14 protein-coding genes are annotated in these 13,072 nt (G+C 64.2%); 6 read left to right on the top strand and 8 right to left on the bottom strand.

Features of this window, described 5'->3' with window-relative positions:
* Nucleotides 1-61: 61 nt before the first annotated feature.
* From RPF88_RS19255 to RPF88_RS19270, 4 genes are all read left to right on the top strand, one after another.
* Nucleotides 62-1,615, top strand: a complete 1,554-nt coding sequence (locus tag RPF88_RS19255; RefSeq protein ID WP_024503373.1) for an alpha/beta fold hydrolase — start codon at nucleotides 62-64, stop codon at nucleotides 1,613-1,615.
* A gap of 110 nt (nucleotides 1,616-1,725) precedes the next feature.
* Nucleotides 1,726-2,205 (top strand): carboxymuconolactone decarboxylase family protein, encoded by a 480-nt coding sequence (locus RPF88_RS19260; protein WP_013528017.1) that lies wholly within the window; start codon nucleotides 1,726-1,728, stop codon nucleotides 2,203-2,205.
* Nucleotides 2,206-2,286: 81 nt separating this feature from the next.
* Nucleotides 2,287-2,649, top strand: a complete 363-nt coding sequence (locus tag RPF88_RS19265) for a nuclear transport factor 2 family protein (RefSeq protein WP_024503372.1) — start codon at nucleotides 2,287-2,289, stop codon at nucleotides 2,647-2,649.
* Between the two features lie 54 nt (nucleotides 2,650-2,703).
* On the top strand, nucleotides 2,704-3,018 hold the full coding sequence (locus tag RPF88_RS19270) for a hypothetical protein (RefSeq protein WP_013528019.1): 315 nt from the start codon (nucleotides 2,704-2,706) through the stop codon (nucleotides 3,016-3,018).
* Between the two features lie 174 nt (nucleotides 3,019-3,192).
* Here the strand turns inward: RPF88_RS19270 and RPF88_RS19275 are convergent, their stop codons facing one another.
* The 7 genes from RPF88_RS19275 to RPF88_RS19305 form a co-directional block, all read right to left on the bottom strand.
* On the bottom strand, nucleotides 3,193-4,620 hold the full coding sequence (locus tag RPF88_RS19275) for a gamma-aminobutyraldehyde dehydrogenase (RefSeq protein ID WP_013528020.1): 1,428 nt from the start codon (nucleotides 4,618-4,620) through the stop codon (nucleotides 3,193-3,195).
* 98 nt (nucleotides 4,621-4,718) lie between these two features.
* Entirely contained in the window at nucleotides 4,719-5,534 is an 816-nt protein-coding gene (locus RPF88_RS19280) for an ABC transporter permease (protein WP_013528021.1), read from the bottom strand.
* Entirely contained in the window at nucleotides 5,524-6,474 is a 951-nt protein-coding gene (locus RPF88_RS19285; RefSeq protein WP_196815398.1) for an ABC transporter permease, read from the bottom strand. The genes RPF88_RS19280 and RPF88_RS19285 overlap by 11 nt, the downstream gene beginning before the upstream one ends.
* A 14-nt stretch (nucleotides 6,475-6,488) precedes the next feature.
* Nucleotides 6,489-7,499: an ABC transporter ATP-binding protein gene (locus RPF88_RS19290; RefSeq protein ID WP_013528023.1), complete on the bottom strand. Its 1,011-nt coding sequence runs from the start codon at nucleotides 7,497-7,499 to the stop codon at nucleotides 6,489-6,491.
* Nucleotides 7,500-7,668: 169 nt separating this feature from the next.
* Nucleotides 7,669-8,823, bottom strand: a complete 1,155-nt coding sequence (locus RPF88_RS19295; RefSeq protein WP_337122949.1) for an ABC transporter substrate-binding protein — start codon at nucleotides 8,821-8,823, stop codon at nucleotides 7,669-7,671.
* A gap of 219 nt (nucleotides 8,824-9,042) precedes the next feature.
* A complete protein-coding gene (locus RPF88_RS19300) occupies nucleotides 9,043-9,954 on the bottom strand; it encodes a LysR substrate-binding domain-containing protein (protein ID WP_013528025.1) in 912 nt (303 codons plus the stop codon).
* 75 nt (nucleotides 9,955-10,029) lie between these two features.
* Nucleotides 10,030-10,686, bottom strand: a complete 657-nt coding sequence (locus RPF88_RS19305; RefSeq protein ID WP_337122950.1) for a DedA family protein — start codon at nucleotides 10,684-10,686, stop codon at nucleotides 10,030-10,032.
* A gap of 263 nt (nucleotides 10,687-10,949) precedes the next feature.
* On the opposite strand from RPF88_RS19305, the gene RPF88_RS19310 reads away from it, so the two are divergent.
* Nucleotides 10,950-11,399 carry an RrF2 family transcriptional regulator gene (locus tag RPF88_RS19310; RefSeq protein ID WP_337122952.1) on the top strand — a complete coding sequence of 150 codons (450 nt, stop codon included), beginning with the start codon at nucleotides 10,950-10,952 and terminating at the stop codon, nucleotides 11,397-11,399.
* Complete coding sequence (locus RPF88_RS19315; RefSeq protein ID WP_337122953.1) at nucleotides 11,389-12,288, top strand: NAD(P)/FAD-dependent oxidoreductase; 900 nt, start codon at nucleotides 11,389-11,391, stop codon at nucleotides 12,286-12,288. Before RPF88_RS19310 ends, RPF88_RS19315 begins: the two co-directional genes overlap by 11 nt.
* On the opposite strand, the gene RPF88_RS19320 is transcribed toward RPF88_RS19315, so the two are convergent.
* On the bottom strand, nucleotides 12,285-13,061 hold the full coding sequence (locus RPF88_RS19320; protein WP_013528029.1) for a DeoR/GlpR family DNA-binding transcription regulator: 777 nt from the start codon (nucleotides 13,059-13,061) through the stop codon (nucleotides 12,285-12,287). The two genes, RPF88_RS19315 and RPF88_RS19320, sit on opposite strands and share 4 nt — an antisense overlap.
* Between the last annotated feature and the right edge of the window lie 11 nt (nucleotides 13,062-13,072).

The following is a 13,072-nucleotide window of genomic DNA, read 5'->3' on the forward strand; positions in this document are numbered from 1 at the left end:
AATCTGCGCTGTTCTGCTATGGTTTGACGACCAGAAATCGTCAGGCCGGGGTGGAAATCTCGTGAGGCCGATCGAGACGCGATACGCCTGTAGCGGCGATGTGCGGATCGCCTATCAGGTGGTCGGGCAGGGATCGTTCGATCTCGTCTTCGTGCCGGGCTTCATTTCCAACCTCGACCTGCACTGGGAAGACGAGGGCTACACCAGGCTCTTGAAGCGGCTTTCGGCGTTCTCTCGGCTGATCCTGTTCGACAAGCGCGGCACCGGCCTGTCCGACCGTGTCGACGCGCATAACCTGCCCAGTCTCGAGACGCGGATAGACGATGTGCGCGCGGTAATGGACGCCGCTGGCAGCGGCCGTGCGGCGCTGCTCGGCTCCTCCGAAGGCGCGCCGATGGCAATGCTGTTCGCCGCCACCTATCCGGAGCGGACACGGGCGCTGGCGCTCTATGGCGGCTATGCGCATTTCCACAAATGGGTGATGTCGCCCGAACGCCTCGACGCTTTCATCGAGATGGCGGAGACAGCCTGGGGCACTGGCGCCACGCTGCCCCATTTCGCGCCGAGCCGGGTCGACGACGCGCATTTCGCCCAGTGGTGGGCACGTTTCGAACGATTGTCGGCGAGCCCGACGGCGGCGGCGGCGCTGGCGCGCATGAACGCCGACGTCGACATCCGCCATATCCTGAGCGTGATCAGCGCGCCGACGCTTGTAATCCATCGCCGCAACGATGCGCGGGTCGACCCCGACGCCAGCCGCTTCCTTGCACAGAAGATCCCCGGCGCCCGACTGGTCGAGATTCCCGGACGCGACCATCCGATCTGGACCGGCGATGTCGATGGGGTGGCCGACCTGATCGAGGAATTCCTGACCGGCGAACGCGCCGTGGGCGAAGTAGACCGCGTGCTGGCCGCACTGCTGGTGACACGCATCTACGACACGGCACGGCTCGGCGACCGGATGTGGAGCGAACGCAGCCAACGCTTCCAGGAAACCTGGCGGCTGCTGGTCGGGCGCCATGGCGGGCGCTCTGTGGGCCTGCATGGCGAGTTGATGATTTCGCGCTTCGACGGCCCGGCACGCGCCATACGCTGCGCGGCAGCGCTGCGCGAGGCGGCGCAGGAAATCGGCGTGGCAAGCGCACAAGGGGCGCATGTCGGCGAGATCGAAGTGCGCGGTCCACCCGTTGGGACGACGGCGCGGGTGGCAATGCAACTGGCCGCCCATGCCGGCCGCGGCGACATTATCGCGTCGCGTCTGATCGCCGATCTGGCGGCTGGGTCGGGCCTGCATTTCACCGACGCCGGGCGCATCAGTGTCGACGAGCTGGAGCAGCCGCTGGCGCTGGTCCATGCGACGTCCGAACAGCATCTGGAACCCGCCTGCCGGCCCAAACCCAAGACCGCCGAGCCGGCCGCATTGACGGCGCGCGAAAGCGAGGTGGTGAGCCTCGTCGCCGACGGCAAGAGCAATGCCGCGATCGCCGCCGAATTGCGGCTGAGCGAACACACGGTCAAGCGCCATGTCGCCAACATACTGCTCAAGCTGGATCTGCCGTCGCGGGCGGCGGCGGCGGCGTTTTCGGCCAGGCACCCTGGCCCGCACGGGCCATGAGAGCCATGGCGCTTTCGGGCGAAGCGGCCATGGGCGGGTAAGCGCTATCAATTCTCTCCACGCAGGCTAGGCGGATGTCGCTGGAAAAGGCGCTGCGAACGGAGGAGGAAATGCTGAAGTCGAACCGGACACTCAAATTGCTTGTGATCGCTGCAAGCGTTGGCGCGTTGTTCGCCATCTCTCCCGCAAAGGCCGAGGACGCGTCCGCGGCGGCCGCCTACAAGGACATCGAGGCAACGCTCGGCTCGGTGCCGGACATGTTCAAGACCCTGCCGGATGTGGCCGTCGCCGGCGCCTGGGCCGAGATTAAGGGCGTGCAGCTCAACCCGAAGACGGCGCTTGACGGCAAGACCAAGGAACTTTTGGGCCTCGCCGTCGCGGCGCAGATCCCATGCCAGTACTGCATCTATTTCCACACCGAGGCGGCCAAGCTCAACGGCGCCAGCGACGAGGAGATCAAGGAGGCGGTGGCGATGTCCGCCATCGTGCGCCATTGGTCGACGATGCTCAACGGCAGCCAGGTCGATCTGACGACCTTCAAGAAGCAGACCGACGACGTATTCGCGGCCGTCAAGGCGAAGTCGCAGTAAGAACCACTGCCCGGCGATGAGCGCCGGACGGCACATCGACCATCAACCGCCCGGTCGGAAGACGGGCCAATGGAGGATGAAATGCTGACCAAGACCCAAACAGTGGACGGCGCCGCGATCAAGAAGGCGATCGAAACCCGTGACGGCAAGATGCTGTCGAGCTTCTATGCCGAAGACGCGCTGGTGCGGGTGATCGACCGCAACAACCCGCCGAGCAAGCCGCGTGAAATCCGCGGGCGCGCCGCGATCACCACATTCTGGGACGACATCTGCAGCCGGGCGATGACCCACAAGGTCGACACCACCATCGCCGACGGCGACAGCCTCGCCTTCACCCAAGCCTGCGCCTATCCGGACGGGACCAAGGTGTTCTGCGCAGCGATGCTGGAGCTGAAGAACGGTCGGATCGCAAGACAGACCGTCGTGCAGGCCTGGGACGAGTAGATCAACAACCGTGGATCAACCGCGGCCTGGGCCGCAAACCTGGAGGAGAAGACGATGTTCAGCGCCAGATGGCAGATCGACGCCAAGTTCGGACACAAGCAGACCGTGCTCGACCTGTTGAAGAAATGGGAACGCGAGATCGGGTCACAGGTCGGCCTCGACGAGCTGGAATTCCAGATCATGACCGGTTCGATCGGCGCGCGGGAGGCGACGGTCGAGTCCCATCACCAGGTCGAAAGCCTGGCCCAGTTGGAGGCGTTCTTCGCCAAGATCGGCAAGATCGACGCGCACGCGAAATGGGGCAAGGAGATCGAGCCCTATGTCGTGTCTGGCACCAGCCTGTGGAATATCTATCGCATCGTGGAGTAGTGGTCTGCGGTCTTACCTCTCCTCTTGTGGGAGAGGTCGGATTGCCCCGATTTGTCCTTCACAAATCGGTTGGCAACCCGGGTGAGGGGTAAGCTGGCGTCAAGCTGGAACACCCCTCATCCGTCTCGGCGCTACGCGCCGATCCACCTTCTCCCACAAGGGGACAAGGCAAAACTAGCCATGCGCAACCATCACATGCCGCACGGCGGTGTAATCCTCCAGTGCGTAGAGCGACATGTCCTTGCCGTAGCCGGACTGCTTCAACCCGCCATGCGGCATCTCGTTGGTCAGCATGAAGTGGGTGTTGATCCAGGTGCAGCCATATTGCAGGCGGGCGGCCGTCGCCATGGCGCGCGAGACATCCTTGGTCCATACGGATGACGCCAGGCCGTAGTCGCTGTCATTGGCCCAGTTCACCGCCTCGTCGACTTCCGAAAAACGAGTAACCGAGACGACCGGGCCGAACACTTCGCGGCGCACGATCTCATCTTCCTGCAGCGCGCCGGCGACGACGGTCGGCTGGTAGTAGAAGCCGGAGCCCTCGCCCGGCTTGCCGCCGGTGGTGATCTCGATGTGTTTCAGTTCCGAGGCGCGCTCGACGAAGCTCGAGACGCGGTCGCGCTGGCGGCGCGAGATCAGCGGGCCGATTTCGTTTTCGGTATCGTCGGGGCGGTCGTACTTGATGGTCGAGACGGCCGAGGAGAGATCGGCGACGAGCTTGTCGTAGATCTTCTTGCCGGCGTAGATGCGGCAGGCGGCGGTGCAGTCCTGGCCGGCATTGTAATAGCCGAAGGCACGCAGGCCGTTGACCACGGCGCCGAGGTCGGCGTCGTCGAAGACGATGACCGGCGCCTTGCCGCCGAGCTCGAGATGCGTGCGCTTGACCGACTTGGCGGCCGCCTGCAGCACCTTCTTGCCGGTGGCGACATCGCCGGTGATCGAGATCATGTTGACCTTGGGATGATTGATCAGCGTGTTGCCGACGCTGTCGCCGCGGCCGAGCACGACATTGACGACGCCTTCGGGCAGGATGTCCGCAAGGATTTTTGCCAGCTTCAACGCCGTCAGCGGTGTCTGCTCGGACGGTTTGAAGACGACGGTGTTGCCGCCGGCGATCGCCGGCGCCAGCTTCCAGGCCATCATCATCAGCGGATAGTTCCACGGCGCGATGGAAGCGACGATGCCAATGGCATCGCGACGGACCATCGAGGTGTGGCCGGGAATGTATTCGCCAGCGACGACGCCCGGCATCGAACGGACGGCGCCGGCGAAGAAGCGGTAGCAATCGACGATCGCCGGGATTTCGTCATTGAGCACGGCGTTGATCGGCTTGCCGCAGTTGAGCGCCTCGAGCGTGGCGAACTCCTTCGCGTCGGCTTCGATGCGGTCGGCGATCTTCAGCAAATAGCCGGAGCGCTGCGCCGGCGTGGTGCGCGACCACAAGACGAACGCCTGTTCGGCAGCAGTGACCGCCGCCTCGATCTGCGCCTGGCTGGCCTCGGGCAGGTTGAGGATGGTCGCCCCGGTCTTTGGATTGAGGATCGGCTCCTCGGTCTCGGTGCCCTTCTCGAATTTCGAGCCGATCAGCATCTGGGTGTCCATAAGGTTTCTCCCTTTACAGAAGCGAGTAGCGAGTAGCTGAAAGCGAGTAGGGTTTGACCGTCGATGATCCCTATTCGCTACTCCCTATTCGCTGTTTTTCATTTCCCGCTTCCAGCGATCTGGTCGCCGTCACGGCTGAGGTAATAAGCGGCAAGGATCGGCAGCAACGTCACCAGCATGACGACCATGGCAACGACATTGGTGACCGGGCGCTGGCGCGGACGGATCAGTTCTTCCAGCATCCAGATCGGCAGCGTCTGCTGCTGGCCGGCGGTGAAGGTGGTGACGATGACCTCGTCGAAGGACAGCGCGAAGGCCAGCATGCCGCCGGCAAGCAGCGCCGTGGCGATGTTGGGCAGCACGACATGGCGGAAGGTCTGAAAACCGTCGGCGCCGAGATCCATCGAGGCCTCGATCATCGAACCGGAAGTGCGGCGGAAACGGGCGACGGCGTTGTTGTAGACGACGACCACGCAGAAGGTGGCGTGGCCAAGCACGATCGTCCAGAACGAGAACGGGATGTCGGCCAGCGAAAAGGCCGAGCGCAGCGCAATGCCGGTGATGATGCCGGGCAGCGCGATCGGCAGGATGACCAGCAGCGAGATGGTTTCGCGGCCGAAGAATCTTGTCCGCGACACCGCCGCCGAACAGAGCGTGCCGAGGATGAGCGCGATCGCCGTCGAAATCGCGGCCACCCTGACCGACAGCGACAGCGCCTGCCAGACATCTGGCCGGTTCCAGGTCACGGCGAACCACTGCGTCGTCAGCCCTGGCGGCGGCCAGACGAAACTCTTCTCTTCGGTGGTGAAGGCATAGACGAAGATCAGCAGGATCGGCAGGTGCAGGAACAGCAGCCCGCAGGCGGCGGCAATCTTCAGGCCGAGCGGAGCCGACTGGGAACCATCAGAGCGCATCGAAGGCCCCCATGCGCTTGGCGCCCCAGAGATAGAAGCCCATGATGACGATCGGCACCACGGTGAAGGCGGCGGCGAGCGGGATGTTGCCGGCGGTGCCTTGCTGCGAATAGACCGCCTGGCCGATGAACAGACGCGAGGTGCCGATGATCTGCGGGATGATGTAATCGCCGAGCGTCAGCGAGAAGGTGAAGATCGAACCGGCGACGATGCCCGGCAGCGCCAGCGGAAACAGCACGTTGCGGAAGGTCTGTCCCGGTGAAGCGCCGAGGTCGGACGAGGCCTCGACCAGATTGCCGGGCACGCGCTCGAGCGCCGCCTGAACGGGGAGGATCATGAACGGCAGCCAGACATAGACGAAGACGATGAAGGTGCCGGTGAACGATACCGACAGGGAATTGCCGCCGACGATCGGCAGCGACAGCCAAGCGTCGAGAACCCACAACAAATGCAGCTTGGCGAGCAGCCAGGTGAGGATGCCTTCCTTGGCCAGGATCAGCTTCCAGGCGTAGATCTTGACCAGATAGCTGGACCACAGTGGCAGCATGATGCCGAGATAGAACAAGGCCTTCCAGCGGCCGCGCGCATAGCGCGCCGCGTAGTAGGCGATGGGGAAGGCGATGACGGCCGAGGCCAGCGTGACCAGAGCCGCCATCGTCACCGTGCGCAGGATGATGTCGAGATTGGCAGCCTGGAACAGATCGCCATAGGTCTTGAGCGTGAACTCGCGGTTGATGAGGCCGGAAAACTCGTCAATGGAGAAAAAGCTCTGCGCCAGCAGCGCAAACAGCGAGCCGATATAGACGATGCCCAGCCACAAAACCGGAGGCAGCAGCATGAGCAGCAACAGGACCTTCGGCTTGCGCCAGAAAAGGTCCGACAGAGCGCCGCGCAGACCGCCGCTACCCGGCAGGATGGCGGGAGCGGTTGCACGCACCATGGCGGCGTCGAGGCTCATGCCGGCTCGTCCATCAGATGCAGGTGCTCGCGGTTGAAGGTCAGCACAACCGCCTCGCCTTCTGCCGGCAAGGCGATGCCGGCCGGCACGATGGCGTGCAGCCGCAGCCCGTCGGCGTCGAGCGCCAGCTTTGTCGTGGCGCCGAGATAATTGGTCGAGACGAGGCGGGCCGACACGCCTTCACCACTTGTGACCCCCTTGGCCGCGCGGCCGACGCGAATGGATTCGGGGCGGAGACTCCCCCAGCGATGCTGGCCGGAATAGCGCTGCACGAAATCCGGCGGCAGCACGTTGGAGGAGCCGACGAAATCGGCGACGAAGCGGGTCCTCGGCCGCTGGTAGATATCTTCCGGAGTGCCGATCTGCATGATCTTGCCATCGTTGAAGACGGCGACGCGGTCGGCCATCGACAGCGCTTCGCCCTGGTCGTGAGTGACGAAGACGAAGGTGATGCCGAGCGCCTTCTGCAGCGACTTCAACTCCTCCTGCATGTTCTCGCGCAATTTGAGGTCGAGCGCGCCGAGCGGCTCGTCGAGCAGCAGCACCTTTGGCTGGTTGACCAGCGCGCGAGCGAGTGCCACGCGCTGGCGCTGGCCACCGGAAAGCTGGCCGGGCCGGCGGGCGCCATAGCCGGGCAGCCGCACCAGTGACAGCGCCTCTTCCGCCGCCTTGTGCCGCTCAGCCTTGCCGACGCCCTTGACCATCAGCCCGTAGGCAACGTTGTCGAGCACGTTCAGATGCGGGAACAGCGCATAGTCCTGGAACACGGTGTTGACGTTGCGGCGATAGGGCGGAACGCCCTCGGCGCGGTCGCCGAAGATCGAGATCGAGCCCGATGTCGGCTGCTCGAAGCCGGCGATGAGGCGCAGGCAAGTGGTCTTGCCGGAACCGGACGGCCCGAGCATGGCGAAGAATTCCCCCGGCGCGATGTCGAGATCGACCGCGTCGACCGCGCGCACGCTGCCGAAATGGCGCGAGGCTTTCTGGAAGGAGACGGCGGAGGTCATGAGATGTCAGTCCGTTGCCGGTTTGATGTGTTGATGTCGCGCGACGTCCCACCTCCCCCTTGGGGAGGTCGCGACGAAGCCGCGGGTGGGGGTGTCTCGAAAAACCCCGAGCAGACCCCGCCCCGACGCTATGCGTCGACCCTCCCCACAAGGGGGAGGGTAAGGATGCTCATCGTCCGCCGATGACGCCGATATAGTCCGACACCCAGCGGTAGTAGGGCACGCACTGATCGTTCTGGGTGGCGCATTTCGACACCGGCGTCTTCCAGAACTTGATCTTGTCGAAGTTCTCGTAGCCGTTGGTCTTGCAACCCTCGTCGGTCAAAAGCTCATTGCCCTTGCAGGCGGCGGGCACGACGGGCAGTGAGCCGAACCAGGCCGAGACATCGCCCTGCACCTTCGGCGACAGCGAATGTTCCATCCACATATAGGCACAGTTGGGGTTGGCGGCGTCGGCCTCCATCATGGTGGTGTCGGCCCAACCGGTGGCGCCCTCCTCCGGGATGGTGGAAGCGACCGGCTTCTTGGCGGCGACCAGCGTGTTGACCTGATACGGCCACGAGCCGGAAGCGACGACGCCTTCGTTCTGGAAATCGTCGACCTGGATGGCGGCGTCGTGCCAATAGCGGCCAACCAGTGTGCGTTGGACGCGCAGCAATTCGAGCGCCGCCTTGTACTGGTCCTCGTTCAGTTCATAGGGATTCTTGATGCCGAGTTCCGGTTTGTGGAACATCAGATAGTTGGCCGCGTCCGCAATGTGGATCGGCCCGTCATAGGCCTGGACGCGGCCCTTGTTGGACTTGCCGTCCGGCAGCTTCATTTCCTCAAAGACGATGTTCCAGCTCTTGGGAGCCTCCTTGAACACGTCGGTGTTGTACATCAGGACGTTGGGACCCCACTGGTAGGGAACGCCGTAGTGGGCGCCGCCGACGGTGAACCACGGCGCGTCCTTGAGGCGCTCGTCGACCGTCTTCCAGCTCGGGATGAGATCGGTGTTGATCGGCTGCACGCGCTTGCCGGCAACGAGGCGCAACGAGGCATCGCCCGAAGCGGTGACGAGGTCGAAGCCGCCCTCATTCATCAGCGAGACCATCTCGTCGGAGGTGTTGGCGGTCTTGACGTTGACCTTGCAGCCGGTTTCCTTCTCGAAGGAGGTCACCCAGTCATAGCCCTTGTCGGTTTCGCCGCGCTCGATGTAGCCCGGCCAGGCAACGATGTTGACCTGGCCTTCGCCCTTGCCAAGTTCCTTGACCTGGGCGACGGCCTGACCGGAAAAGGTCAGCGCGACCGTCAGAGCAGTGCATGACTTCAGGAATGAATTCATTGTCGATCTCCCATTTAGGCGCCTGACCCTGAAAGCCGGTTTCGGTCTTCGTTAGGGGTCACGCGCGGACTGAAAACTGTCAGTTCGTCCGTTGGGCTTGATGCCGCTCTGATGGCGGCTTTGGTCCCTGAACCGAAAGTGCTTTGAAAATTCCGGTTTCGCAAATTCATTTATCAGAAGGGTGATATCGGTTTTTCCGATAGATGTGCAGCCGGCCTCTCAGGGACGCTGGCGGACCGTCCGTTGCGACTGGGCAAGACCGATGAAATCGCGCGCGGCCTGCGGCAGACCGGAGCCGCGCCGCCAGACCATGCCGACCTGGACCACCGGCAAGGAGCCGGAAATATCGCGCGATTCGATGCGGTCGCCTTCCAGCGACCAGGGCCGGTAGACGAGATCGGGCAGCAGCGCCACGCCGGCACCGGTGGCGACCAGACTGCGCACGGCCTCCACGGAACGGGTGCGGAAGGCGACATGCGGCTTGGCGCCGATCGCCGTCAGCAGCTTGCCGGTATTCTCCTCGATCTCGTCGACGGTCAGCATGATCAGCGTTTCGGAGGCAATGTCGCCAATGCTGATGATGTCGGCGCCGACGAGCGGATGACCGAGCGGCAGCCACAGCCGATAGGCCGAGACTTCGAGGATTTCCGACTGCAACGCGGTGCGGTCGCGCAAATTGGAGGTGACCATGACGGCAATGTCGAGCTTGCCGCCGATCAGGAGGTGTTCGAGATAATCGCCATTGTCCTCGATGGCAGAGACCTCGACGCCCGGATAGGCACGGCGGTAGCGGGCGAGCAGATCCGACAGCACATAGCCGGCGACCAGCGAGGTGACGCCGAGCTGCAGCCGGCCGGCCGCCACCGCCTGCTCGCCGGAGAAAGAGCGGCGCGCGTCGGAAACATCGGCGAGGATTTTCGTCGCATGGCGCAGGAACTGGTGACCCTTGTGGGTGATGTTGAGGCCGCGCGGGTGGCGTTCGAACAGTTCGACGCCGAGATCGCTTTCGAGTTCCTTGATCGCTTCGGTGACCGACGATTGCGAGATGGAGAGGTTCTGGGCGGCGCCCGAGACCGTGCCTTGCTCGGCAACGGCGATGAAGAACTGCAGCTGGCGGATGGTGAAAGCCATGCCCGGACTAAACACCGGCGGCCGAACGAAGGAAAGCCGACTGCAGAGCTTATCCCATGACCTGAGAGCTGGCGCTCAACCGAGCGCCAACTTGATGCGCCGCCGGCATGCGGGGCCATAGCGCAGCGCAAGCATGAATGCCGTCTCCAGAGCCACGACGATGACAATGATGCGCAGGCCCACCGTGAAGGAGTCCCGGCCGCTGCCGCGCAGCAGATAGCCGGTGGTGAGAAAGCCCGCGTTCCAGAACGTGGCGCCGAGCAGCGTCGCGGCCGCGAAGGGCAAAGCGGGCAGGCAGAGCGCGCCGGCGGCGATCGGCAGGTAATTGCGCACAGTCGGCATGAACTGCGCCAGCAAGGACACCCGGACGTGATTGCGCCGATAGGCCTGGCCGAGCCTGCGGTAGGTCGCGTGGCGCAGGAACACGTACTTGCCGAAACGCTCGACCAGCCTGTCGGCACGGTCAGGTCCAACCCGGCGGCCGACCGCATACCAGACAAGGCAGCCGCTGGCGGACGCAAGCGTCGTCACCATCAGCAGGATCGCCAGCGTCGAAGCATCCGGCGCCGCCGTCATGCCGAGGAACAGCAGCAGCACATGCGAGGGCGGAATTGGCAGGATCTTTTCGGTGAAGGCCAGGCAGAAGACGCCCAACAGACCGAAGCCGAGGATGGCTGCCAGCGGCCCCGTCATGCGAAGCGACATGGTGACGCCAACACCAAACGGTGCCACGGTCCATCTCTGGAGAAAAGACAAAGCATCAGGCAACCTCCATCCTGGATCCAACGCTTCGATCGGTCGGCGTGGCGTTTGCTGCAGTCAGCGTCGGACCCGAAATCCGTTGCATATGTCGGGTCCGACGCCTTGGCGCCGGCATACGAGGCGAATCGCGCACCGACTGGTTCTGTTTGCCGCGAATGGATTGCGTGGACATTGCGCCTCGGCGCGGACGAGACGTGTTTGACATCGACACCAATCGTAACTAACTAAGTTACATGAAGCGCAACAGCCGGCTGTCCTCTACCCTGCACATTCTCGTCCACATGGCCGAGAAGCCCGAACAGGCGCTGACCTCCGAGCAGCTTGCCACCTTCATCCACACCAATCCGGTGGTGGTCCGCCGCACCATCGCAGGCTTGCGCGACGCCGGCATCGTCACCTCGTCGCGCGGGCACGGTGGCGGCTGGCTGCTCGGGCGGGCGCCCGAGAAAATATCCCTGGCCGAGATCAGCGTCGCCCTTGGCGAGACACTGCTGCCGTTCAGCACCGATCCGGAAAGCCCCGGCTGCCTCGTCGAGCAGGCGGTGATCGCCGCGCTCGACGATTTTCGCATCGCCGCCGAAAGGCTGCTGGCGGAGAAGCTGAGCCGCATCACGCTGGCTGACCTGACCGCCGATTTCCGCCGCCGTTTTGACCTCATTGGAGTCTCCAGCCATGCAGTATGATCTTGCCGTCGTCGGCGGCAGCTTTGCCGGCCTGTCCGCCGCCATCCAGGTGGCGCGGGCAGGACGCAAGGTGCTGGTGATCGACGCCGGCCGGCCGCGCAACCGTTTTGCCGAGCATTCGCACGGCTTCCTCGGACATGACGGGCGCGCGCCCGGCGCAATCCTGGATGACGCAAGGCGCCAACTACTGGCCTATCCGGCAGCCAGGGTTGTCGACGGGCGCGCCGACAAGGCCCTTGCCGCTGGCAGCAGCGATTTCGAAATCACCACCGAAGGTGGCGAGACATTCGGCGCGGCACGGCTGGTACTGGCCACTGGGGTGCGCGATATCCTGCCGGAGGTTGCCGGGCTTGCCGAGCTCTGGGGAAAGAGCGTGCTGCACTGCCCCTATTGCCACGGCTACGAAGTTTCCGGCGGGCCGCTCGGCGTGCTCGCAACCGGTCCGATGTCCATGCATCAGGCACAGCTGATCACCGATTGGGGCGATGTCACGCTGTTCGGCAATGGCCTGTTCGAACCTGACACAGAGCAGATGCGCGCGCTGGAGAGCCGAAAGGTGCGGTTTGAGCCCACCAGCGTTGCCGAGCTAGAGGAAGACGGCTCCGGCGGATTGATCGTCCACCTCGACGACGGCAGAAAGGCCGGCGTCAGGGCGATGTTCACCGCTCCGCGCAATATCATGGCCAGCCCGCTGGCCGAACAGCTCGGCTGCGGCTTCACCGAAGGCCTCCTCGGCACGGTGATATCAGTCGACGACAGGCAGCAGACGACCCTGCCCGGCGTCTACGCCGCCGGCGACGCGGCACGTTCGATGCACAACATCGCCTTTGCAGTATCGAGTGGCACCTTTGCGGGCGTCTGCGCCCACCAATCGCTGGTCTTCGGCTAGAACCCGGCTTCCGCGCCGGCGATGCTGAGCCGGGCGCCGGCCTGCGCAAGGGCGGCGGCCAGGTCGTGCGGCGGCGAGCGGTCGGTGGCGAGTTCGGAAAAGCTGTCGAAGCCGCAGACCTGGACCAGACCAAGACGGCCGAATTTCGAGTGATCGGTGATGACGAGGGACCGCTGGCCGCGTGACAGCACCATGCGGGCGAACTCGGCCTCATCCAGATCAAAATCCATGACGCCCATCACCGCGTCGACGCCCCCGGTGGAAATGATGGCGTGACTGACCGAGAAGCGACTGACAAAATCGATCGCCGAGGCGCCGAAAGCAGCGCCGGAATCGCTGCGCAGCTCGCCGCCGGCCATATAGACCTTGTTGCCGTTGATGGTGGCCAGCGTGCGGGCGATGTCCGAGGAATTGGTGACGACCGTCAGGCGCCGGTGGCCGAGCAGTTCACGCGCAAGGAACGAGGTCGTCGTTCCGGTGTCGAGCATGATGGATTCCCCGTCGCGGATGGTGGCGGCGACCATGCGGGCAATGACGCGCTTGGCGTCGGCGTTCTCACGCATGCGCCGCTCGAACGGCGCTTCGCCGATCATTGACGGCAGGCCGATGGCGCCATGCATCTTGAGGACAGAGCCATCACCGGTCAGCGGCTTGACGTCGCGGCGCACCGTCTCGAGCGACACGCCCAGCCGGTCGGCCAGACTGGCGATGGTGACGGTGCCCTCTTCCTGCAGGAGCCGCAGGATCTCGCCGTGTCGTTTGGACTGGGCCATCTGGTTTCCCG

This window comes from Mesorhizobium sp. ISC11 (genome assembly GCF_037162595.1).
In the GTDB taxonomy this organism is placed as follows: Bacteria; Pseudomonadota; Alphaproteobacteria; order Rhizobiales; family Rhizobiaceae; genus Mesorhizobium; species Mesorhizobium ciceri.

Coding starts and splice junctions, on each gene's coding strand:
- RPF88_RS19300 (WP_013528025.1), bottom strand. CDS start 9,954: ATGGCTTTCACCATCCGCCAGCTGCAGTTCTTCATCGCCGTTGCCGAG.
- RPF88_RS19270 (WP_013528019.1), top strand. CDS start 2,704: ATGTTCAGCGCCAGATGGCAGATCGACGCCAAGTTCGGACACAAGCAG.
- RPF88_RS19310 (WP_337122952.1), top strand. CDS start 10,950: ATGAAGCGCAACAGCCGGCTGTCCTCTACCCTGCACATTCTCGTCCAC.
- RPF88_RS19285 (WP_196815398.1), bottom strand. CDS start 6,474: ATGGTGCGTGCAACCGCTCCCGCCATCCTGCCGGGTAGCGGCGGTCTG.
- RPF88_RS19280 (WP_013528021.1), bottom strand. CDS start 5,534: ATGCGCTCTGATGGTTCCCAGTCGGCTCCGCTCGGCCTGAAGATTGCC.
- RPF88_RS19275 (WP_013528020.1), bottom strand. CDS start 4,620: ATGGACACCCAGATGCTGATCGGCTCGAAATTCGAGAAGGGCACCGAG.
- RPF88_RS19260 (WP_013528017.1), top strand. CDS start 1,726: ATGCTGAAGTCGAACCGGACACTCAAATTGCTTGTGATCGCTGCAAGC.
- RPF88_RS19265 (WP_024503372.1), top strand. CDS start 2,287: ATGCTGACCAAGACCCAAACAGTGGACGGCGCCGCGATCAAGAAGGCG.
- RPF88_RS19320 (WP_013528029.1), bottom strand. CDS start 13,061: ATGGCCCAGTCCAAACGACACGGCGAGATCCTGCGGCTCCTGCAGGAA.
- RPF88_RS19295 (WP_337122949.1), bottom strand. CDS start 8,823: ATGAATTCATTCCTGAAGTCATGCACTGCTCTGACGGTCGCGCTGACC.
- RPF88_RS19315 (WP_337122953.1), top strand. CDS start 11,389: ATGCAGTATGATCTTGCCGTCGTCGGCGGCAGCTTTGCCGGCCTGTCC.
- RPF88_RS19290 (WP_013528023.1), bottom strand. CDS start 7,499: ATGACCTCCGCCGTCTCCTTCCAGAAAGCCTCGCGCCATTTCGGCAGC.